Genomic DNA, 22,000 nt, shown 5'->3' with positions numbered 1-22,000 from the left:
AGGAGGGCGCGGCCAGGGCAGACCGCGCAAAGCCGCAAGTTTACCGTTGGATGGAAATCGCTGCAGGACTCAAGCCGGATCGGCCGCCAAGGGGCGGCCAAACCAGCTCTTCAGGAAGGACATCAGCGCGCCATACGCCGGCAGGAAGAACAGCAGGCTGATGGCGATCTTGAAGCCATAATCGACCAGCGCGATCTCCACCCAGTGCTCGGCCATGAAGGGATCGCTGCTGCGCCAGAAGGCGATGGAGAAGAAGGCGATGGTGTCGCTGGCATTGCCGAAGATCATCGATACCGACGGTGCCAGCCACCAGTGGCGCGAAGCCCGCAGGCGATTGAACACTTGCACGTCCAGCACCTGCCCCAGCACATAGGCCATGAAGCTGGCCGCCGCGATGCGCGCCACGAAGACATTGAAATGCGCCAGCGCGCCGAAGCCCTGCCATTGGCCCATGTAGAAGAGAGCCGAGATGCCGTAGGAGATGAACAGGGCCGGCAGCATCACCGCGAAGATGATGCGGCGGGCCAGTGGCGCACCGAAGAAGCGCACCGTCAGATCGGTCGCCAGGAAGATGAAAGGAAAGCTGAAGGCGCCCCAGGTGGTATGCAGCCCGAAGATCGAAACGGGCAATTGCACCAGGTAGTTGCTGGAAGTGATCACCAGAAGGTGAAACAGCGAAAGCCAGGTCAGCAGCGCGGCATGGCGGCGCAGGTCGAGTGTTGTCATATGAACCTTTTTGATGAATGGGGGCGAGGGAACCCATGGAACACGTCCGGCCGCCGCGCGGGCAATGGCCGCCGAAGACCGGACAGAAGGGGCAGGATTTTATCACAAGGCCCGGTCCCGGCCCTTGAGGTAAACTCTTGCGCTTTTGGGCAGGTGCAATGAACAGCAAGAAGGCAACCCTGATCGGTTTGAGCGCCGTGGTCTTGTGGAGCGCCATCGTTGGCCTGATCCGCGGCGTGAGCGAACATCTCGGTGCCACCGGCGGCGCGGCAGCCATCTATACGGTGGCCTCGCTGATCCTGATGGTGTCGGTCGGTTTCCCGCGCCTGTCCAGCTTCCCGCGCAGGTATCTGGTGTGGGGCAGCGTGCTGTTCGTGGCGTATGAACTGTGCCTGTCGCTCTCGATCGGCTACGCCCATACCGGCCGCCAGGCCATCGAAGTGGGCATGGTCAACTACCTGTGGCCGACCTTCACGCTGGTGGCGGCGATTCTCTTCGGCGGGCAGCGCGCGACGCTGCTGGTGGTGCCGGGCTTCATCCTGTCCATGCTGGGCATCTGCTGGGTGCTGGGCGGCAATCAGGGCCTGGACCTGCCGGTCATGCTGGCCAACATTCAGGACAATCCCCTGAGCTATGGCCTGGCCTTCATCGGTGCCCTGATCTGGGCGGCCTACTGCACCGTGACCACCCGCATCGCCGAGGGCAGGAACGGTGTGACGCCTTTCTTCATGCTGGTGGCCTTGGCCTTGTGGGTGAAGGTCCTGCTGGGCGGTCATGCCGCTGAACTTTCCTTCAGCGTGCCCGCGCTGGTCTATCTGCTGCTGGCGGCTGCCGCCATGGGGCTGGGTTATGCGGCCTGGAATGTGGGCATCCTGCACGGGAACGTGACGGTGCTGGCGGGGGCATCGTATTTCATCCCGGTGTTGTCCTCGGCACTGTCGGCCGCGCTGCTGCGTGCGCCGCTGCCGCCGTCGTTCTGGGTCGGCGCGGCGCTGGTGTGCGCCGGATCGATCCTCTGCTGGCGTGCCACCTCCGCAGGACACAGAGAGGCGTGATCTCCCGATCTGATCCGCAGAGTTCACTGCCCCGGCATGCTGCCAACAAATTTTTACATCTCGCGGGGCTTTCCTGACGCCGTTGTCATCGATGCGTAACGGCGAGGTCATCTTGACTGCCTAGACTCCTGCTTTTTTCAGAGCAAGGCCGCGCGATGCGGCGAGAGTCATGCTGTCATCCCTCCCTCTTTCTCCACAGCGCACGGTTCACGGTGCAGCCATGTTGCGCAGTGCGCAGCCGGCGCTGCTGGTGCTGGCTGCGCATCTGGGCTTGCTGTGGCTGGCCACGCAGATGCACGCCTTGCCAGCGTCCACCGCCAAGCCACCGGTACCGCCCACCGTGATGCTGGCGCTCCTCGAGTCCGCACCGCAGCCGCCCTTGCCTGCGACATCACCGCATCCTGCAGCCCCCGTGCGCACTGTGCCATTGCGGCCGACACCCGTGCCGCACACCCGTCAGGCCGTGGCACCCGCGCCGACCATGGTCACTTCTGCCGATACGTCGTCTGCGCCATCCGCGCCATCCGCGCCATCCGCGCCATCTGCTCCTTCCTCGCCAGCTGCTCCAGCGTCTGCGCCCGAGGCCGCCGCTGCCCCGGTGACGCCGGCCGCCCCGATGATCCGCCCGCCCGTCATTACCAGCGGCGTTCAGTACCTTACTGCACCGCAGCCGGTCTATCCCGCTGCGGCCCGCCGTCGCGGCGATGAAGGCGAGGTGCTGCTGCGCGTGCTGATCGATGCCCAGGGCGGGGTGGAGCAGATTGCACTGGAACGTTCTTCCGGCATCGCCAGCCTCGACCAGGCCGCGCGCGAGGCCGTCCGGCGCGCGCGCTTCCAGCCCTATGTGGAGCAGGGCAGGGCGCTGCCTGCCTATGTGGTCGTACCGATCAAATTTCAATTGACGCAGTAACCCCGAACGAAAGGAATCAGCAATGGATGCAAGTCCCTACGGCCTCACGGCCCTGTGGTCGCAAGGCGATGTCGTCACCAAGGCGGTGGCGCTTCTGCTGACGATGATGTCGATGGCCTCGTGGTATGTGATCGTGACCAAGGCCCTGCAATTGTGGCGCTACCGTACTCCGGCGCACGCCGCAGGCCACGCGTTCTGGGAGGCCGGCAACGTCGCCGCCGGCATCACCCTGCTGGGCCGTGACAATCCCTTTGCCGCGCTTGCCAGCGCCGGCCAGGGCGCAGTCGATCATCACACCACGCACCAAGGGCAGTTGCAGGATCGTCTGCCGGTCAGCGAGTGGGTCACGCTGTCGCTGCGCCAGGCCATCGATGAAGCCTCGGCCAGCCTGCAGTCGGGCATGGCGGTGCTGGCCTCGGTCGGTTCGACGGCTCCCTTCGTGGGCTTGTTCGGCACGGTCTGGGGCATCTACCACGCCCTGGTTTCCATCGGCAGCAGCGGCCAGGCCAGCATCGACAAGGTCGCCGGTCCGGTCGGCGAAGCGTTGATCATGACGGCGCTCGGGCTGGCAGTGGCCATTCCCGCCACCTTTGGCTACAACGCGCTCCTGCGCGGCAACAAGAGCATCATCGCGCGACTGAACAAGTTCGGTTTCGAACTGCATGCGCTGTTCGTCACCGGGGCGCGCGCCGACTCCGCCTCTGCCGCGCCGGAACAGGCCCCGGCCCTGCGCCTGCGCACGCGGGGAGCTGCATGATGGGCATGGGTTCCCTCTCCGATTCGGACGATGACTTCAATCCCGAAATCAACACCACACCGCTGGTGGACGTGATGCTGGTGCTGTTGATCATCTTCATCATCACGGTCCCGGTCATGAACAACGCCGTCAAGATCGACCTGCCGCGCGCCACCGCCCAACCCGATACGCTCAAGCCGGACAGCATCAACCTCGCCATCGATGCCGACGGCAAGACCTTCTGGAATGACGAACCGGTCGATCAGTCGCAACTGCAGGCTCGCATCGGCAAGGCAGCCTCTGCACCGCAGCCGCCGGAACTGCATCTGCGAGCAGCCCTCACCACGCCCTACGAAAAAGTGGCACAGGTGATGGCCATGGCACAGGCAGGCGGGCTGGCCAAGATCGGCTTCGTGACTGATCCGCGGCCATGAACACGAAAACGACCCAATAAAAAAGAGAAGACTGACCGGCATTGCCCGGTCGGTCCATTGCATAGCCAAATCAACTCCCTCTCTCTCCACATCCACTGCGAGTCCGACATGATTTCCACACGCATTGCCCGTTTCCGTCCGTCCACCATGCGCCGTGCCCTGCTCGGCGCCGGCCTCCTGCTGGGCAGCGCTGGTCCGCTGATGGCGCAGGCCGATGACAGCGTCCTGCCCCAGATCACCGTCACCGACAGCGCCGACAAGAAGAAATTGGCCGAGAAGGTCAGCAGCGGTGCCCTCGGTGATCGCTCCGAACTGGAGACGCCGTTCTCCACGCGCGCGGTCAAGAGCGACGAGATCGAAGATCGCCAGGCCACCTCGCTGGCCGAGGTGCTGAAGTACGACGCCAGCGTCAGCAACAACAGTCCGGTCAATGGCACGCACCCGGCCACCATCTCGGTGCGCGGCCTGCGCCTGGATGACCTGAACGGCTACAAGATCGATGGCCTGGCCAACATCAACCGCGGTACCGAAATGCCGCTGGAGATGTTCGATCAGGTGGAAGTGCTCAAGGGCTTGTCCGGCTTCATGTATGGTTTCGGCTCGCCGGGCGGGATCATCAATTACGTCACCAAGCGTCCGACCGATGACACCTTCTTCGCCACCGATCTCGGCTATGCCAGCGGCGGTACCTGGAAGGAACATGTCGATGCCGGTGGGCGCTTTGGCGAGGACCAGCGCTTCGGTTACCGCGTCAACCTGGTCAACGAAAGCGGCGATACCGAGGCCGATCACGGCAGCATCAACCGCCAGTCCATCGGCGCATCCTTTGATGCCCGCCTCACCAGCGACCTGACCGTGCGGCTGGATGCCATCTACCAGCGCCGCATCGCCACCGGCGGCACCGATGTCATCGTCAGCGGATTCAGAATTCCTTCGCCGCTGGATGGCACGACCCGGCTCTACAGCAATGGCTCCTTCACCGATGTCGATTACCGCCTGGTGACGCTGAGCGCCGACTACCGTCTTTCGGATGACTGGAAGGCCAGCGTCGCCGTGCGTCACTCCGAATCGGTACGCATCTACAAGAAGGACCAGTACTACATCACCAGCAACAGCGGCAATTACCGTGATCGTGTGACCTCGGAATACCACGGTTATGAATTCAACGAGGCGCAAGCCATGGTGCAGGGCAAGGTGCGCACCGGATTCCTCCAGCATGAGCTGGTGTTCGGTGCAATGGCGCAGAACCTGCTCTCGACCTCCTCGGTCAATACCCCCAAGCCCTACATCGGCACCGGCAACCTGTATGCCCCGACGATCTACTCGGCCGACAGCGTCAACTACAGCGGCGGCACTTATCGCGATGAAAAGACCACCCAGACCGCGCTGTTCGCCAGCGACACGATGAAGTTCGACGACCGCTGGTCGGTACTGGCCGGTGTGCGCTATACCAACTATATCGATGCCGCCTACAGCACTGCCAACACCACCAGCGCGCGCTTCACCGCCAATCCGCTGAGCCCGACGGCAGCCGTGATGTACAAGCCGCGCGCTGACACCACGGTCTACGTCAGCTATGCCGAAGCACTGGAGCAGAGTGCCTCCGCCCCGACCACTACCGTCAATGCCAACCAGACCTTCGCGCCGATCAAGAGCAAACAGGCTGAAGTCGGTGTCAAGACCGAGCACGATGGCTGGAACGGCAGCCTGGCACTGTTCCGCATCGAGCGCGGCTCGCAGTACATCAACAGCGCCAACGTCTACGTGGCCGATGGCCAGAGCGTGTATCGCGGCGTGGAAGCCAATGGCTCGCTGCAGCTCACGCGTGATTTGAGCCTGGATGGCAGCGTGATGGTCATGGGCTCGGAGATCACTCATGCGGCGGCCGCGGTCAACGGCAAGCGTGCCGTCGGTGCGGCCGATATGCAGGCCGGGGCGCAACTGAGCTATCGCGTGGCGGCCTTGCCGGGCTTGCAATTGCATGCCGGCGCGCAGTATGTCGGCACCATGGCGCTGGATTCGGCCAATGCCAACATGCTCTCGCCGTACAGCCTGTTTGATGCCGGGCTGAACTATCGCACCCGCATCGGTGGCCACATGACGACCTGGAGCGCCAACATCACCAACCTGGCCAATCGCAAGTACTGGACCTACTATCAGGAAACCTACCTGAACGTGGGTGCGCCACGTACCCTGAACCTGAACGTGCGCGCAGACTTCTGAGTGCCAAGGTTTTCCTGATTCGGAAAGGATGAAACAACATGATCGGTGGCCTGTTCTCCCATCAGCCCGCGAGGGCCTCTGTCTGGCTGAGTGGCATGCTGCTGGCCGCCAGCCTGGCGCAGGCCGCCGATCGTGATGATCGCCAGACCAAGACCCCCTACGCACCACGCCAGACGATGGCCAGCCTGGAGCCGGTTCCGCCTGGATATGAACCGGTGTTCACGCAACTGCTGGCGCGCCATGGATCACGCGGCCTGACGGGGATGAAATCCGATCTGGCCTTGTATCACCTGTGGCAGCAAGCCGAACAGGAGGATGCGCTGACCCCGCTGGGCCGCGAACTGGGACCGGCCTTGCAGGCCATGCTGCGCGCCAACCTCCTGCTGGGGGCCGGGGTTCCAGGCATCAGCCAGCCCGGCTATGGCAACGAGACCCGGACCGGCTTGCAGGAGCATGCCGATCTGGCGCACCGGATGGTGCAGCGCCTGCCCGGCCTGTTCGATCAGGCCGGCAGCGCCGGGCGCGCGGTGGTCGTGGTCAGTTCCGGCAAGGATCGCGCAGTGGACAGTGCCGAGGCCTTCACCCGGGCGCTGCTGGTGGTCCGCCCTGGTCTGCGCGACCAGGTGCAGGGGCCGTCCAGCGATGCCTATCTGCTGTATTTCCACCGTTTGCCCAAGACTCCCCCGGCAGAGACCTCCGGCGCGGATCCTCTGCAGGCGCTGCGCCTGCAGACCTGGCGCGACAGCCAGGCCTACCAGGCTTATGCCCGCAGTCCGGCCTTACAGGCGCAACTGGCCCGCATCCGGCAGGATCCGCGCTTGCAGGAGGCGGCCGATGTGGTCCTGGCACGGCTGTTCAAGCCGGATTTTCTGAGCCGGCTGGCGCAGGGGAGCTACCGTTTCAGCAACAGCGGCACGCTGAAATTTTCCAGCGCCGATGGCCGTTACACCAGCACGCTGACCGGCGATGGCCGCAGCGTGATCGTCAACGGCTTGCAGGCCGCCTGGGCGCTGTATGACCTTTATGCCATCAGTGCCGGCATGCGCAGCGAACTGGAGCAGGCTGGCAGCGATGTGAAGGAGTTTGAACGATTCATGCCACCGTTGGCGGCGCAGCGTTACGCCGAGGCTGAAGATGCTGAAGACTTCTACAGCAAGGGGCCGGGCATGGTGGAGCAGGGCGATGTGACCTGGCGCATGGCGCGCATCCTGCTGCAGGATTTTTTTGATGAGGCCGATGCCATTGAACGCGGGCAGCGTCGCCATCTGGCCAAGCTGCGGTTCGCCCACGCCGAGATCGTGATCCCGCTGGCTGCGCTGCTGGGCCTGCCCGGCGCATCGCAGCAGGTGACCGAGCGCGAACCCTATGCCCCGGCCAGCAACGGCTGGCGTGGCGCGCTGATCGCGCCGATGGCCGCCAACCTGCAATGGGACATGTTCGCCAATGCCGCAGGACGCACCGTGGTGCGCCTGCTGTACAACGAAGCGGAGATGGATTTCAAGCCGGACTGCGATGCTGCGCGGCTTTCGCCGGGCAGCCATTACTACGACTATCGCGCCTTGCGGGCCTGTTACGGATCGGCCCGCAAGGCCGAAGAGCACAATCAGAACTGATAGCTCACGCCCACCCGCAGCACCGGATACAGGTTGTAGCCATGCACCTTGTCGCTGAGCTGGGCGTTTTCGGCCGCCACGTCGGTGGCCAGGCGCGCGCAGATTGCGGCGGGGGCGTTGCAGCCGGAGTTGCTGACCGAGGTCGAGGGATTGCCCTGGAACATCACGCCCAGGTCGGCCGTGAAGCCCCAGCCCGGCTTTGCCGGGGCGACTGCGTTGCCCCAGCCCAGGCCCACGTAGGGTGCGAACTTCTTGAAATCGATGCGGCCATCGACCTGGCCTGCCTGTGAAGCGGTATAGACGTTGCCATTGATGGTATAGATGCCGTTGGCCTTGGGTTTGCCGGTGGCGTCGATCTTGTTGCCGTTGTAGACCACGCCGCCGGAGAGACGGAAGCCGTTGTCGAACGGGAACCAGTCCAGCAGCGCATCGAAGGTGCGCAGCTTGGCTTTGGCATCGTAGTTCATATCATTGGTGCTGGAGTTGAAGGAATAATCAAAATAGTTGACCCCGAAGCGGGCATTGAGCTGTTGCGCCAGCGGCACGCTCAGGTGGACGCCCACGCCGGTAGTGCCGAGTTCGCCACTGAGGCCGAGATTGGCGGCCTGGGCGGTGCTGCCAAGGGCAGCCAGGCTGATGAGACAAGCGCAGGAAAGTTGGAAACGGTGCACGAAGAAATCCCCCGGGATTGAAGATGAAAGACGGTCAGATGCCGTCCATCGCAGCCTAGGGTTTGGCGCATCGCTCTGTAAAGCGCGACAATACCGAAATGCAATCAAAAAGCGGCAGGACGAAGACGCCGCGTGACATTGGCACCACAGACGGCGGTTTCAGGCTTGCTGTAGATGCCGCTCCGGCAACAGGTCCTGACCCTTTGATGCACATCAATGCGGTCCTGCAGTGATCTGTCTATTCTGCAAGCTCCAGTCAATACCAGCTCGCCCGGTGGGCTCGCGGCCCAGCGCATGTGCGCGCCGCGTCAGTCCGGCGTGGCAGCCGGCCAGGAGCATCGCATGCAAGTCGCCCATCCGTCCATCCTGCATCCATCCGCCAGTCTCGCCGGCATGAACAAGGCCGTCCTGCGCAAAATGGACCAGCGTGGTCCGCGTTACACGTCCTATCCCACGGCAGATCGCTTTTCGAGTGACTTCGCCGTCACCGACTACCTGCATGCGGTCTCCGACCGCCGCAACATGAGCGCCTGGCGGGCGCTGTCGCTGTATCTGCACATCCCGTTCTGCGACACCATCTGCTATTACTGCGCCTGCAACAAGATCGTCACCAAGAACCGCGCCAAGGCCGCGCTCTACCTGAGCTACCTCAAGCGCGAGATCAGCATGCAGGGCTCGCTCTTCTCCGGCATGAACCAGGTCGAGCAGCTGCACTTCGGTGGCGGTACGCCGACTTATCTCTCGGACGAGCAGATGTCGGACCTGATGAATCATATCCGCCACAGCTTCACGCTGGCGCCGGATCACGTGGGTGAATATTCGATCGAAATCGATCCGCGCACGGTGTCGGTGGCGCGTGTCCACAAGCTGCGCGAGCAGGGCTTCAACCGCATCAGCCTGGGCGTGCAGGATTTCGATCCGGAAGTCCAGCTGGCGGTCAATCGCGTGCAATCCGAAGAACAGACCCTGCAGATCATCGCTGCCGCGCGTGAAGCCGGCTTCCGCTCGGTCAGCATCGACCTGATCTACGGGCTGCCCAAGCAGAACGTGATGTCGATGTCGCGCACGCTGGCCAAGGTCATCGCCGCCAGCCCGGACCGCATCGCCGTCTACAACTATGCGCACATGCCGGCGCTGTTCAAGACCCAGCGCCAGATCAAGGAAGAAGACCTGCCCAGCGCCGACAGCAAGCTGGACATGCTCTCGCTGTGCATCCGCCAGCTGACCGGCGCCGGTTACGTCTACATCGGCATGGATCACTTCGCCAAGCCCACTGACGATCTCGCCATCGCCCAGCAGCAGGGCCGCCTGCATCGCAATTTCCAGGGCTACTCCACCCATTCCGAGACCGACCTGGTCGCGTGCGGCGTCTCGGCCATCAGCGCCGTGGGCGGCAGCTACAGCCAGAATGAAAAGACCCTGGATGGCTATTACGCTCGCCTGGAAAATTCCACGCTGCCCATCGCCCGCGGCATTCAGCTGGGCATGGATGACGTGCTGCGCCGTCTGATCATCCAGCGGCTGATGTGCAATTTCGAGCTGTCGATCAATTCGCTGGAGATTGCCTATCCCATCGTCTTCCGCGAATACTTCGCACCGGAGATGGAAAAGCTGAAGCAACTGGAAGAGGACGGCCTCATCAATATCGAACCCGAATGGATCACGGTCGAGCCCAAGGGCCGTCTGCTGATCCGCAATATCTGCATGGTGTTTGACCGCTACCTGAACCAGGACCGCGAAAAAGCCGCAAGCCAGAACAAGGACACACCACAGCGTTATTCGCAGACCGTGTGAGCGGGGCGCGTCGATGAACCTGCTGCCGATCTTCCTGGTAGGCCTGATGGGCAGCGTCCATTGCATCGGCATGTGCGGCGGCATCATCGGTGCGCTCAGTTCAGCCGCGCCGCCGCGCGCCCCGGCCGTCGCCGCCCAGGTGCTGGCCATGGCCGCAGCGCCGGGGCGTGCGGCGCATCGCATCATTCCCCTTCATGTCGCCGGCTCCGCCCAGGTCCAGGCCTTCGGGCAGGATCTGGTGCGCGTGCTGGGCTACAACCTCGGTCGCCTGTCCAGCTACGCGCTGGCCGGCGCACTGGCCGGGGGCATCGCCGCCGGCCTGCTGCGCGGTGCCGACGTGCTGGGCTGGCTGGCACCGGCGCAGACGGTGGCCTATGTCATCACCAATCTTGTCCTGATCCTGCTGGGGCTGTACCTCACCCAGTGGTGGAGCGGCCTGTCCCGCATGGAGCAATGGGGTAGCGGTCTTTGGTCCCGACTGCGTCCCCATGCAGCGCGGCTGGTCCCAGTGGATACGCCGGTCAAGGCGCTGCTGCTGGGCAGCCTGTGGGGCTGGCTGCCGTGCGGGATGGTCTACAGCGCCTTGCTCACCGCCCTCATGGCCGGCAGCGCCGTGCAAGGCGCGCTGACCATGCTGGCCTTCGGGGCGGGCACCTTGCCGGTGCTGCTGGTGGCCGGCATGTCCGGTGCACGCTTGCGCCAGTTGGCTGCGCGCCCTTGGGTGCGGCGCAGCGCCGGCGTGATCGTCTTGGCCTTCGGGTTGTTGGGTTTGCTGCGTGCCGCCGAGATTGGCGGCCTGGGCATTGCGCGCGGCTGGATCGACGTGTTCTGTGTCAGTCCGGTGCACGGAGGATGAGCATGCACAACGACGGGAGTGATGCGGCGAACCTGTGTTTCCATTGCGGCCAGACGGTGCCGGCGGGGGAGTCCTGGACGCTGGACATTGGTGGGCTCAACCGGACCCTGTGCTGCGTGGGCTGCCAGAGCGTGGCCCGGCTCATCGTCGAGAGCGGATGTGAAGATTTCTACCTGCGGCGGACCGTTCCCTCTGCCCGCATCGATCCAGAACAGTTGCTGCCGCCAGAGCTGGCCCTGGTGGATCTGCCCGTGCAGACAGCCGATAGTGAAGTTTCTGACGCAGGGGACCACGCGCAGGAACTGGTGCTTTCCATCGATGGCTTGCGCTGTGCCGCCTGCGTCTGGCTGATCGAGAAATACCTGGCCCGGATGCCCGGCATCGACATGGCCGAACTCAACGTGGCCAGTGCGCGCCTGCATATCCGCCGCGATCCTGCGCGCTGTTCTACTTCCACCATCCTGCGCGGCCTGCACGGCCTGGGTTATACGGCCTATCCCTTCGATCCGCTGCGCCAGGGCGAGCAGGCGCGCCGCGCCGGCCGCCGCCTGTTCCGCCAGTTGTTCATCGCCGGGCTGTCGATGATGCAGGTGATGATGTATGCCATCCCGGTCTACATGACGCATGAAGGCATCGATCCCGACATGATGGCGCTGATGCGCTGGGCCAGTCTGTTCCTGACCATTCCGGCGGTGTTCTATTCGGCCTTGCCGTTCTTTACCGGTGCCTGGGCGGGGCTGCGGGCGCGTGCGCCGGGCATGGACCTGCCGGTGGCGATCGGCATTGCTGCGGCCTTCACCGGCAGCGCCATTGCCACCTGGCGCGGCGAGGGTGAGATCTGGTTCGACAGCGTGAGCATGTTCATTTTCCTGCTGCTGGCCAGCCGCTACCTTGAGACTGCCGCGCGTCGCAAATCGGCGGCCGCGCTGGAGCGCATGCAACAGGCTTTCCCGGCGTCGGCGCTGGTACTGCGCGGGTATCCGCTGCAACGTGAGACGACGCTGGTGGCCGCCAGCCAATTGCAGGCCGGTGACGTGATCTTGGCTCGCCCCGGTGACACCATCGCCGCCGACGCCTGTCTGCTCGAAGGCGTGGCTGAACTGGACCTGGCGCTGCTGTCAGGCGAAAGCCGTCCGCAAGCTTTCCAGCCCGGTCAGGAAGCGCCCGGCGGCGCGGTCAACCTGAGCCAGCCGGTGCTGCTGCGCGTGGTGCGCACCACGCGCGAGAGTACGCTCGCGGCCATTACCCGTCTGGCGGAGCAGGCCGGACAGGGCAAGCCGGCACTGGCGCAGTGGGCCGACATCGTGGCCTCGCGCTTCGTGGTGGCCTTGCTGCTGCTGGCGGCGATCACTTTCATTGCCTGGCATCTGATCGATCCGGCGCGCGCCTGGGCTACCGCGATTGCGGTGCTGGTGGTGTCCTGCCCTTGCGCGCTGTCGCTGGCGACGCCATCGGCCCTGGCTGCCGCCACCGACCGCCTGCTGCGGGAAGGCACGCTGGTCGTGCGCGGCAACGTGCTGGAATCCTTGCAGCGTGCCGATACCATCCTTTTCGACAAGACCGGCACGCTCACGCAAGGCCGGCCGCAGATGACGGCGTTGTGGAGCTGCATTCCCCAGGCGCAGGCCCTGTCGGTCGCCGCCGCCATGGAGCGCGGCAGTCTGCATCCGCTGGCCAAGGCGCTGGTGGAGGAGGCCGACCGTCGCGGCAGTGCAGCTTGCGACGTCGCCGAGCTCGGCTCCGTCACGGGCGCGGGCATGCATTGTGTCATCGATGGCGTGCCGCATCGCCTGGGCGCGCGCCGCTTCGTGGCCGAGATCGCAGGACAATCCGTGCCTGCCGAACTGAACCAGCCCGCTGCGGCAGCGGCCGGTTCGGTCTACCTGGGCAACAGCCAAGGTTGGCTGGCGCGCTTCGACCTGGCCGATGCATTGCGTGCGGATGCCGTGGATACCGTGGCTGCGTTCCGTGCGCAGGGTTTGCGGGTGATCCTCCTGAGCGGTGACCAGCCCGAGGTCTGCGCCGAGGTAGCAGCGGTCGTCGGTATCGACGAAGTGATCGCCGGCTGCACGCCGCAACGCAAGCTGGAGGTGGTGCGCCAATTGCAGCAGGGCGGGGCGGTGCTGGCCATCGTCGGCGATGGTATCAATGACGCCGCCATGCTGCGCGCAGGCGATGTCTCCTTCGCGATGGGCAAAGGTGCGGCTCTGGCCCAGGTCAGTGCGGATGCCGTCATCATGAGTGATCGCCTGTCGGCCGTCGCGCAATGTGCGCAGATGGCCCGCCGGACCATGCGCATCGTGCGTCAGAACCTGGTGTGGGCCAGCGTCTACAACTTCCTCGCCATTCCGGCAGCGGCCTTCGGGCTGCTTGATCCGTGGATGTCGGCGGTGGGCATGTCGGCCAGTTCGCTGCTGGTGGTCGGCAATGCGCTGCGCCTGAGCCGTGCCACGCGCGCGGCACGGCAGGTGCCGGCAGGTGTTCCAGCGGTCCAGCCAGCGCTGGCGGGAGGGGCCTGATGGAAGCGCTCTATCTCCTCATTCCACTCAGTACCTTGCTGGTCTTCCTGGCGATCTGGGTGTTCTTCCGCGCCTCCGACAGCGGTCAGTTCGATGATCTCGAAGGACCGGCCATGCGCATCCTCCACGACGACGACATTCCCCCGCAGCAGGACCGGCACGATCCCGCCTGAGCTGCTCTCACGCCTGCCCGTTCGTGCAAATAACGCCGCAATTGCCTGCATTTTTCTTTGGCTCTCTTTCCACTTGATACACGTCAATGCCCCCCGGAGGCTTGCCCCGTAAGCTCGCATTGAACAGTACTCAACAAAGTGGGGAGAGTTTCGTGAGCAAAGAAAATAGCTACAACTACACGGTTGTGCGCCAATTCACCGTGGCGACCATCCTGTGGGGCGTAGTCGGTATGCTGGTCGGCGTGATCATCGCCGCCCAGCTGGCATGGCCCGAATTGAACATGGGGATTCCCTGGCTGAGCTTCGGCCGGCTACGTCCCTTGCATACCAACGCAGTGATCTTTGCCTTCGGCGGCTGTGCGCTGATGGCAACCTCGTATTACGTCGTGCAGCGCACCTGCCAGGTGCGGCTGTTCTCCGACTTCCTGGCGGCCTTCACCTTCTGGGGCTGGCAGCTGGTCATCGTCGGTGCGGCCATCACGCTGCCACTGGGGCTGACCCGCGGCAAGGAATACGCCGAGCTGGAATGGCCCATCACCATCCTGATCGCCGTCGTCTGGGTGGCCTACGCCGTGGTGTTCTTCGGCACCCTCGTCAAGCGCAAGGTCAAGCACATCTACGTGGCCAACTGGTTCTACGGTGCCTTCATCATCGCCGTGGCCATCCTGCACATCGTCAACGGCATGACCATGCCGGCCACGCTGACCAAGTCGTACTCGATGTACAGCGGCGCACAGGATGCCATGATCCAGTGGTGGTACGGTCACAACGCGGTGGGCTTCTTCCTGACCGCCGGCTTCCTGGGCATGATGTATTACTTCATCCCCAAGCAGGTCAACCGTCCGGTCTATTCCTACCGCCTGTCGATCGTGCACTTCTGGGCTCTGATCTTCACCTACATGTGGGCCGGTCCGCACCATCTGCACTACACCGCATTGCCTGACTGGACCCAGTCGCTGGGCATGGTGTTCTCGCTGATCCTGCTGGCACCGTCCTGGGGCGGCATGATCAACGGCATGATGACGCTGTCGGGCGCCTGGCACCAGCTGCGTACCGATCCCATCCTGAAGTTCCTGGTGGTGTCGCTGTCCTTCTACGGCATGTCCACCTTCGAAGGTCCGATGATGGCCATCAAGACCGTCAACGCCTTGTCCCACTACACCGACTGGACCATCGGCCACGTGCACTCCGGTGCCCTGGGCTGGGTCGGCTTCGTCACCATGGGGGCGATGTATTACCTGATCCCGCGCCTGTCCGGAAAGACCGAGATGTGGAGCAAGGACCTGATCGAGATCCACTTCTGGGTCGCCACCATCGGCATCGTGCTCTACATCGCCGCCATGTGGATCGCCGGCGTCATGCAAGGCCTGATGTGGCGTGCGGTCAACGCCGACGGCACCCTGACCTACAGCTTCGTCGAAGGGGTCAAGGCAACCTACCCGTATTACATCATTCGTCTGATGGGCGGCCTGATGTACCTGTCCGGCATGCTGGTGATGGCCTACAACACCTGGCGCACCATGCGCGGCACCGAACTGGCTGTCGCACCGATTCCTGCCGTGACCAACGCTGCGCACTGATTGGGGGAAAGTATGAAGTTTTCGCATGAATGGATTGAGAAGAACCCCTGGCTGCTCATTGGCCTGGTGCTGCTGGTGGTCAGTGTGGGTGGCCTGGCCGAGATCGTGCCGCTGTTCTTCCAGAAATCGACCACCGAACCGATCGCCGGCCTCAAGCCTTATTCGGCCCTGCGCCTGGCTGGCCGCGACGTGTACATCCGCGAGGGCTGCTACAACTGCCACTCGCAGATGATCCGTCCGCTGCGCGCCGAGACCGAGCGTTATGGCCACTACTCGGTGGCCGGCGAGTCGGTCTATGACCACCCCTTCCAGTGGGGTTCCAAGCGCACCGGCCCGGACCTGGCCCGCGTCGGTGCCCGCTACAGCGATGAATGGCATCGCGCCCACCTGCACAACCCGCGTGACGTGGTACCGGAGTCCAACATGCCGGCCTACCCGTGGCTGGAGCAGGCCAAGCTGGACAACTACGACATCGTCTCGCGCATGAAGGCATTGAAGCGCATCGGCGACCCGTACACCGAAGAAGACATCAAGAATGCCCCGGCCGAACTGGCCGGCAAGACTGAACAGGATGCGCTGATCGCCTACCTGCAAGGCCTGGGCATCCTGATCAAGGCGGAGAGATAAGACCATGATTGAAATGTTGACCGACCCACGCAGCCTGATCACGCTGATCAGCTTCATCACCTTTGCCGGCATCCTGTGGTGGACCTATGTCGGCCACAAGCCCGCTGATTTCAAGCAAGCCGAGATGATCCCCTTTGCCGATGGCGACATCGGCCAGCCCGCCGCCGACAGCAGCGACAAGGAGGTGCGCCATGGCTGATTTCACCAGTGGTTTCTGGAACATCTGGATCATCGTCCTGACCGTGCTGGGCATCGCCGGTTGCGCGCTGCTGCTGTGGCAGCAGTCGAGTTGGAAGGTCAAGAAGGGCGACCAGCCGGTTGCCGGTTCGACCACCGGCCACGTCTGGGACGACGACCTGACCGAACTGAACAACCCGCTGCCGCGCTGGTGGATGTGGCTGTTCTACCTCACCATCATCTTCTCGGTGGGCTACCTGATCGCCTATCCGGGCCTGGGCAACCTGCCCGGTACCCTGGGCTGGCGTTCGACCGGCGAGCATGATGCCGACGTCAAGCAGGCCGAAGCCAAGTACGGACCGCTCTTCGACAGCTACCTCAAGAAGGACCTGAAGGTGGTGGCCGCCGATCCGCAAGCCCATGCCATTGGCGAGCGCCTGTTCCTGACCTACTGCGCGCAGTGCCACGGTTCGGACGCGCGCGGCAACAAGGGCTTCCCCAACCTGACCGACAACGACTGGCTGCATGGCGGCACGCCCGAGATCATCAAGGAAACCATCCTCAAGGGCCGTCACGGCGTCATGCCGCCCATGGCTGCGGCGGTGGGTACCGACAAGGATGTCGACAACGTCGCCAACTATGTGCTGAGCCTGTCCAATTCGGCCCATGATCCGATCAAGGCCGAACTGGGCAAGTCCAAGTTTGCCGCCTGCATGGCTTGCCACGGCCCTGGCGGTGTGGGCAACCAGGCACTGGGCGCGCCCAACCTGTCGGACAAGATCTGGCTCTATGGCGGCAGCATCGACACCATCAAGGAGACCATCAACAAGGGCCGCGACAACACCATGCCGGCGTTTGGCGAATTCCTCGGTGAACCCAAGGTGCACGTACTGGCGGCCTATGTCTGGAGCTTGTCCAACAAGCCCAGCAATGCAGAGGCCAAGTAGGCCCCGATGAGCAGTTGAACCCGCGCCGGGGCCGACGCAGACACAGAGCTGCGCGGCCCCGGCGTTCTTCGTGATGGCCATATCGGCCGCGCGCCCGGCCAAGGGGCGCATGACAGAGAGCGAAAGCAGAGCAGGCAAGACCATGAACAAGGCCGCAATGACACCCAGGCAGAGCAAGGAAGGGGACCCGCCACCCGAGGCAGGAACGCAGCAGGAGGCGCCAAAGAAGGAAGGCAAGAACGGCAAGGATGAATACGCCGTCATCCGCATGTATGCCGCGCGTGAACAGATCTACCCGCGCGAGATCCAGGGACGTTTTGCCAGCCTGCGCTGGCTGTGCGTATTCCTGACGCAGCTGGTGTTCTACGGCCTGCCGTGGATCAACTGGAACGAGCGCCAGGCCGTGCTGTTCGACCTGGCATCACGCAAGTTTTACCTGTTCGGCCTGGTACTGTGGCCGCAAGACTTCATCTGGCTGGCCGCGCTGCTGATCATCTGCGCCTTCAGCCTGTTTCTCTTCACGGCCATCGCCGGCCGCGTCTGGTGCGGCTACGCCTGTCCGCAGACGGTCTACACCGAGATCTTCCTGTGGATCGAACGCCGCATCGAAGGCAACCGCAGTGCCCGCATGCGCCTGGACCGCCAGCCCTGGTCGTTCGACAAGCTCTGGCGCAAGTCCGCCAAGCACCTGGCCTGGGGTAGCGTGGCCCTGTGGACCGGCATCAGCTTCGTCGGCTACTTCTCGCCGATGCGCGAGTTGTTGCCGGAAATCGGCCAGTTCGCACTGGGCCCGTGGGAGAGCTTCTGGATCGCCTTCTACGCCTTCGCCACCTACGGCAATGCCGGCTGGATGCGCGAGCAGGTCTGCAAGTACATGTGCCCCTATGCCCGTTTCCAGAGCGCCATGTTCGACCGCGACTCCCTGGTCATCACCTATGACAACGCCCGTGGCGAGCCGCGCATGCCTGCGGCCAAGGCAGCCAAGCTGCAGGAGGGACGCAAGGCGGGCGATTGCATCGACTGCACCATGTGCGTCCAGGTCTGCCCGACCGGCATCGATATCCGCCAGGGCCTGCAATACATGTGCATCGGCTGCGCGGCCTGCGTGGACGCCTGTGACAGCGTGATGGACAAGATCGACCGTCCGCGCGGCCTGATCCGCTATTCCACCGAGAACGCCATCGAGCAGGGCTTCTCGACGCCGGAAATCCGCCGCCGCCTGTTCCGTCCGCGCATCCTGATCTACACCGCCATCCTGGGTGCGGTGATCGCGCTGTTCCTGGGCTCGCTGGTGGTGCGCACGCCGCTGAAGCTCGATGTGATCCGTGATCGCGGTTCCATGGGCCGTGAGGTGGAGGACGGCATCATCGAAAACGTCTACCGCTTGCAAGTCATCAACACCGATGAGCGCGGCCATCGCTATCGCATCAGTGCGAGCGGCATCGAAGGACTGACCGTCGATCCGGCCGGCCCCATCGAACTGGCCGCCACCCAGACCCTGATGGTGCCGGTGCGGGTGAGGGCGCCGCATGGAGCGGGTGAGTCCGGCTCCAACAAGATTCATATCGAATTGCAGGCAGAGGACCAGCCGGCGCTGCATGTCAGCGAGAAGGCCGTGTTCCTGGTGCCGCGCCGCTGAGTGCGGCAAGCGTTGCAACACACGTGAACCAAACTTCATATCGAGAGGAAACCATGACCACCATCTCCCCCAAGCTTGGCAACACCGCTCCCTGGTACCGCCACCGCTGGCCCTGGCTGCTGATGTCCGGCCCGGCCGTAGTGGTGGTAGCGGGGATCTTTACCGCCTGGCTGGCCATCTCGCGGGCCGATGCCCTGGTGGCCGACGATTACTACAAGCAGGGCAAGGCCATCAACAAGGACCTGCGCCGCGATCATGAGGCGCAAAGGCTGGGCGCGGCCATCGGCATCGCCTATGACCCGGCCGCTGCCGTGCTGCGCGGCCGCCTGCAGCTGCGCCAGGTGCCTGCCGTCGGCGAAGAGGGCCAGACCCTGGTGCTGAACCTGGTGCACCCGGCCCAGCCGGCCAAGGACCGCACGCTGCTGGTGCGTCCGGCCGCCGATGGCAGCTTCTCGGTACCGCTGGCAGAGATGGAGCAGGCACGCTGGCGCCTGGTGGCCGAGGACGGCAGCCATCGCTGGCGCCTGCACGGTACCTGGTTGTGGCCGCAACAGCGCAGCATCGAAATGAATGCGGAGGCCTACGCACCGGCCGAATAATGCGCTAAGCTGGAGTGAAGCCGGCTTCAAGACCGGCCATCTTCGGATGAAACTTCATGCGTCAAGGAGACAGCCATGCGCAAACAGCAACGCAATCTCGCCATCGTGGTCTGGGTGGCTTTCCTGATGGCCATCGCGGCCGAGGGCGTGTTCTTTTCCCTGTTCAATCCCGAGGAACTGGCCATGGCGTCCGGCCATGAATGGGAAGCGCTGGGCGCCTACACCGTAGGGTTCTTCTGTTTCTGGGGAAGTTTCGCCGTCTGCGGCCTGCTGGCCGTGAGGCTGACACGCGCCCTGCCGAGAGAGCGCTTGCGTCATTACGTCCAGGGCTGAACGCCTTGGAGCGCTTCAATCAACTTTGAACAGTCTGGGGTTGGCTCGAAGCCGGTGCTGCTACCGGTTTCAAGCCTGTCAGCCCTTAGCCTTAGCTGGCTGCTCGTGCGGTAGCTGCTGCCGCCGGTGCCGGTGTGCAGGCATCGACGCCGGCAGCCAGGCGCTTGAGCGCGGCCAGGTCCACCACTTCCACATCGCGTTGTTCCACCGCCAGCAGGCCCTGCTTGCGGAACTTGGAAATCAGGCGGCTGATGCTTTCGATGGTCAGGCCCAGATAGTTGCCGACGTCCTGACGCGTCATGCGCAGCTGGAAGCGCGTCGAGGAATAGCCGCGTGCGGCATAACGTGAAGACAAATTCACCAGGAAGGCAGCAAAGCGCTGCTCCGCACGCATGTTCCCCAGCAGCATGATGACGTTCTGTTCGCTGGTGATCTCGTGGCTCATCATGCGGTGGAAGTGGCGCAGCAGATGGGGAATCTGGCCGAACAGCTGTTCCAGGCGCGCAAACGGGATTTCGCAGACTTCGCTGTCCTGCAGGGCCACTGCATCGCATTGATGCTGCTCGGTGCTGATGGCATCCATGCCCAGCAGTTCGCCAGGCATCTGGAAACCGGTGATCTGGCGGTCGCCGTCGAGGTTTTCCTGATAGGTCTTGAAATGGCCCACACGCACGGCGTAGAGCGCGGTGAAGCGGTCGCCGATGCGGTACAGGAAGTCATCGCGGGCGACCTTGCGGCGGCCGATGATCTTGTCCAGGCGTTTCATGTCGGATTCATCCAGGCCCATGGGCAGGCACAGCTGGTGCATGCCGCAGGCGGTGCAGCTGCGCAGCGCAGAGCTGGCGGCGGCTTCGCGCGCGGCGGTCAGCGGCGAGCATTGGGTCAGGGGCGCGGCGGCGTTGTTGGCAGCGGCGAGCGAAGTGGAGTGGCAAGGCTGGTTCATACAATGTTCCCGGCGGACTTGTGGCAATCGAATGACTCGATTTTAAGTGCGCGGAACGTGATAGGCAGCACAGTATTCCCGAATCAGACGGCATTTCTTGTCCCAGATCAAACTTGGTCCAAGTAAGCGCCCGAAAGGGCGGGCAGGCTTACCGTGTGATGGCGGATTTCACCTAAAAACATCAGAGCTGACGGAAAATGACGACGGCTGACAGTGCGTGGAAGAGAAGCGGCCTTGATGGGGGAAAGTGGGCGGTATCGCGGGGTTACCGGGGACCCGCGAATGCCCTTCCATGCGACCGTCTTGTTATTGAAACTTCAGAACTTTCGTGGCTTCCTGAATGGGGCTGCCTTGGCTCCCGTTCAAACTTCTGCCGTAGGTTTGCTCATGTCCGGCAATGGCAGCGGAGTACTGGTCGGGCGGCCACGATAGTCGGTCCAGCACAGGCGCTTGAAGTCATACAGCTTGCAGCGGCGCGCCGTGTCGAAGTACCAGCGCCAGGAGAAGCGCTGGATCACGATACGGCCGGGCAGCATGGTTTCCAGTTTCTTCTGCGCCTGCTTCAGGCGATACAGCGGCACGCTCATGTCCACGTGGTGCGCGGTGTGTTCCATGATGTGATGCAGCAGCGATCCCCAGTAGCGGCCAAAGGTCAGGTGCACGGTGGTGGAAACGAAGGGCTGCGCAGCGGCCCAGGTGATCTTGTCTTCATACCAGGCCACCGAGGTATGCGTATGGTGCACATACACCACGAAGCCGATCATGGCCTTCCAGAACAGCAGCGGAATCGCAAAGCCGGTCACCAGCAAGATCCAGAAGGATTGTTCAGTCGCCTGCGCGGCCCAGGCCAGGCCGGTGATCCAGACGACGGCGACGGCGGTCACCAGTACGCCATCCCACATGAATTCAGCACGGCGGGTCGGCATCTGCTTCTTCGAGGGGAAGTACATGCGCTTCCACCACATGTCGATCATGTAGTACAGGCCGGGACCGAAGCCGCTGCGGTAGATGCGCTCCAGGCGCTGACGCCAGCGCGGCAGGGCGCGGAATTCTTCCAGCGAGCGCGGCTGCCAGACGAAATCAAAACCCTTCAGGTTGGTGTAGCCGTGGTGCACCACATTGTGACCGACTGCCCACAGGCTATAGGGCGTGAGCGAGGGCATGAACAACAGGCGGCCCAGCCAGGTATTGAGCTTGCGGCTGGGTGTGAAAGCCTGGTGGCAGGCATCGTGGCCGAGGATGAACAGGCGGCCGATGATGAAGCCATTGACCACGCCCAGCGCGATCTTGGCCAGCAGCCACGGGGCCCAGACGATGGCCGCCAGGCTGGCACCGAACAGGCAGAAATCCAGCACCGACAGTGCCAGGGCGATGGCCGTGCTGCGCTGGCTGATGGGGATCACCCAGGAGCGGATGATCTTGCGATGGGGCATCGGTGCGCCGGG

At 63.7% G+C, this 22,000-nt stretch carries 21 protein-coding genes; 17 read left to right on the top strand and 4 right to left on the bottom strand.

Annotated features, from left to right (window positions below):
• Positions 1 to 69: 69 nt before the first annotated feature.
• Positions 70 to 726 carry a 7-cyano-7-deazaguanine/7-aminomethyl-7-deazaguanine transporter gene (locus tag J2X56_RS07855; RefSeq protein ID WP_039784818.1) on the bottom strand — a complete coding sequence of 219 codons (657 nt, stop codon included), beginning with the start codon at positions 724 to 726 and terminating at the stop codon, positions 70 to 72.
• Between the two features lie 158 nt (positions 727 to 884).
• On the opposite strand from J2X56_RS07855, the gene yddG reads away from it, so the two are divergent.
• The 6 genes from yddG to J2X56_RS07825 all read left to right on the top strand — a co-directional run bounded on the left by yddG (position 885) and on the right by J2X56_RS07825 (position 7,697).
• A complete protein-coding gene (gene yddG / locus J2X56_RS07850) occupies positions 885 to 1,781 on the top strand; it encodes an aromatic amino acid DMT transporter YddG (RefSeq protein ID WP_310159318.1) in 897 nt (298 codons plus the stop codon).
• Between the two features lie 169 nt (positions 1,782 to 1,950).
• Positions 1,951 to 2,691 carry an energy transducer TonB gene (locus tag J2X56_RS07845; RefSeq protein ID WP_209567013.1) on the top strand — a complete coding sequence of 247 codons (741 nt, stop codon included), beginning with the start codon at positions 1,951 to 1,953 and terminating at the stop codon, positions 2,689 to 2,691.
• Positions 2,692 to 2,713: 22 nt separating this feature from the next.
• Positions 2,714 to 3,448 carry a MotA/TolQ/ExbB proton channel family protein gene (locus tag J2X56_RS07840; protein WP_121042224.1) on the top strand — a complete coding sequence of 245 codons (735 nt, stop codon included), beginning with the start codon at positions 2,714 to 2,716 and terminating at the stop codon, positions 3,446 to 3,448.
• A complete protein-coding gene (locus J2X56_RS07835) occupies positions 3,448 to 3,861 on the top strand; it encodes a biopolymer transporter ExbD (RefSeq protein ID WP_310159314.1) in 414 nt (137 codons plus the stop codon). Before J2X56_RS07840 ends, J2X56_RS07835 begins: the two co-directional genes overlap by 1 nt.
• A 108-nt stretch (positions 3,862 to 3,969) precedes the next feature.
• Positions 3,970 to 6,084: a TonB-dependent siderophore receptor gene (locus J2X56_RS07830; RefSeq protein WP_310159312.1), complete on the top strand. Its 2,115-nt coding sequence runs from the start codon at positions 3,970 to 3,972 to the stop codon at positions 6,082 to 6,084.
• 38 nt (positions 6,085 to 6,122) lie between these two features.
• Positions 6,123 to 7,697 carry a histidine-type phosphatase gene (locus J2X56_RS07825; protein ID WP_310159309.1) on the top strand — a complete coding sequence of 525 codons (1,575 nt, stop codon included), beginning with the start codon at positions 6,123 to 6,125 and terminating at the stop codon, positions 7,695 to 7,697.
• Here the strand turns inward: J2X56_RS07825 and J2X56_RS07820 are convergent.
• Positions 7,688 to 8,242, bottom strand: a complete 555-nt coding sequence (locus J2X56_RS07820; RefSeq protein ID WP_310159375.1) for a hypothetical protein — start codon at positions 8,240 to 8,242, stop codon at positions 7,688 to 7,690. The two genes, J2X56_RS07825 and J2X56_RS07820, sit on opposite strands and share 10 nt — an antisense overlap.
• 468 nt (positions 8,243 to 8,710) lie before the next feature.
• On the opposite strand from J2X56_RS07820, the gene hemN reads away from it, so the two are divergent.
• The 11 genes from hemN to J2X56_RS07765 all read left to right on the top strand — a co-directional run bounded on the left by hemN (position 8,711) and on the right by J2X56_RS07765 (position 19,612).
• A complete protein-coding gene (gene hemN, locus J2X56_RS07815) occupies positions 8,711 to 10,162 on the top strand; it encodes an oxygen-independent coproporphyrinogen III oxidase (RefSeq protein ID WP_121042220.1) in 1,452 nt (483 codons plus the stop codon).
• A 13-nt stretch (positions 10,163 to 10,175) separates the two neighbouring features.
• A complete protein-coding gene (locus tag J2X56_RS07810; RefSeq protein ID WP_134136146.1) occupies positions 10,176 to 11,018 on the top strand; it encodes a sulfite exporter TauE/SafE family protein in 843 nt (280 codons plus the stop codon).
• A 2-nt stretch (positions 11,019 to 11,020) separates the two neighbouring features.
• Complete coding sequence (locus J2X56_RS07805) at positions 11,021 to 13,537, top strand: heavy metal translocating P-type ATPase (RefSeq protein ID WP_134136144.1); 2,517 nt, start codon at positions 11,021 to 11,023, stop codon at positions 13,535 to 13,537.
• Positions 13,537 to 13,710, top strand: coding sequence for a cbb3-type cytochrome oxidase assembly protein CcoS (gene ccoS, locus J2X56_RS07800; protein WP_039784822.1), 174 nt, complete (start codon positions 13,537 to 13,539; stop codon positions 13,708 to 13,710). Before J2X56_RS07805 ends, ccoS begins: the two co-directional genes overlap by 1 nt.
• A gap of 152 nt (positions 13,711 to 13,862) precedes the next feature.
• On the top strand, positions 13,863 to 15,290 hold the full coding sequence (ccoN, locus tag J2X56_RS07795; protein ID WP_134136143.1) for a cytochrome-c oxidase, cbb3-type subunit I: 1,428 nt from the start codon (positions 13,863 to 13,865) through the stop codon (positions 15,288 to 15,290).
• Positions 15,291 to 15,302: 12 nt separating this feature from the next.
• Entirely contained in the window at positions 15,303 to 15,917 is a 615-nt protein-coding gene (ccoO, locus tag J2X56_RS07790) for a cytochrome-c oxidase, cbb3-type subunit II (protein WP_039784824.1), read from the top strand.
• A 13-nt stretch (positions 15,918 to 15,930) separates the two neighbouring features.
• Positions 15,931 to 16,116 carry a cbb3-type cytochrome oxidase subunit 3 gene (locus J2X56_RS07785; RefSeq protein ID WP_409025207.1) on the top strand — a complete coding sequence of 62 codons (186 nt, stop codon included), beginning with the start codon at positions 15,931 to 15,933 and terminating at the stop codon, positions 16,114 to 16,116.
• Entirely contained in the window at positions 16,109 to 17,041 is a 933-nt protein-coding gene (ccoP, locus tag J2X56_RS07780; protein WP_121042210.1) for a cytochrome-c oxidase, cbb3-type subunit III, read from the top strand. The genes J2X56_RS07785 and ccoP overlap by 8 nt, the downstream gene beginning before the upstream one ends.
• Before the next feature lie 142 nt (positions 17,042 to 17,183).
• Positions 17,184 to 18,680 (top strand): cytochrome c oxidase accessory protein CcoG, encoded by a 1,497-nt coding sequence (gene ccoG, locus J2X56_RS07775; protein WP_209567005.1) that lies wholly within the window; start codon positions 17,184 to 17,186, stop codon positions 18,678 to 18,680.
• 53 nt (positions 18,681 to 18,733) lie between these two features.
• Complete coding sequence (locus J2X56_RS07770) at positions 18,734 to 19,279, top strand: FixH family protein (RefSeq protein ID WP_310159300.1); 546 nt, start codon at positions 18,734 to 18,736, stop codon at positions 19,277 to 19,279.
• Positions 19,280 to 19,354: 75 nt separating this feature from the next.
• Entirely contained in the window at positions 19,355 to 19,612 is a 258-nt protein-coding gene (locus tag J2X56_RS07765; RefSeq protein WP_121042204.1) for a hypothetical protein, read from the top strand.
• 91 nt (positions 19,613 to 19,703) lie between these two features.
• Here the strand turns inward: J2X56_RS07765 and fnr are convergent, their stop codons facing one another.
• On the bottom strand, positions 19,704 to 20,555 hold the full coding sequence (gene fnr, locus J2X56_RS07760; protein WP_039784830.1) for a fumarate/nitrate reduction transcriptional regulator Fnr: 852 nt from the start codon (positions 20,553 to 20,555) through the stop codon (positions 19,704 to 19,706).
• A gap of 362 nt (positions 20,556 to 20,917) precedes the next feature.
• Positions 20,918 to 21,988 (bottom strand): fatty acid desaturase, encoded by a 1,071-nt coding sequence (locus J2X56_RS07755; protein WP_375166013.1) that lies wholly within the window; start codon positions 21,986 to 21,988, stop codon positions 20,918 to 20,920.
• Positions 21,989 to 22,000 lie beyond the last annotated feature (12 nt).

Source organism: Herbaspirillum sp. 1173, from assembly GCF_031455335.1.
GTDB lineage: Bacteria > Pseudomonadota > Gammaproteobacteria > Burkholderiales > Burkholderiaceae_D > Herbaspirillum > Herbaspirillum huttiense.
Note: the sequence above shows the minus strand (reverse complement) of the source record. Positions and strands in the feature narration are given on the sequence as shown.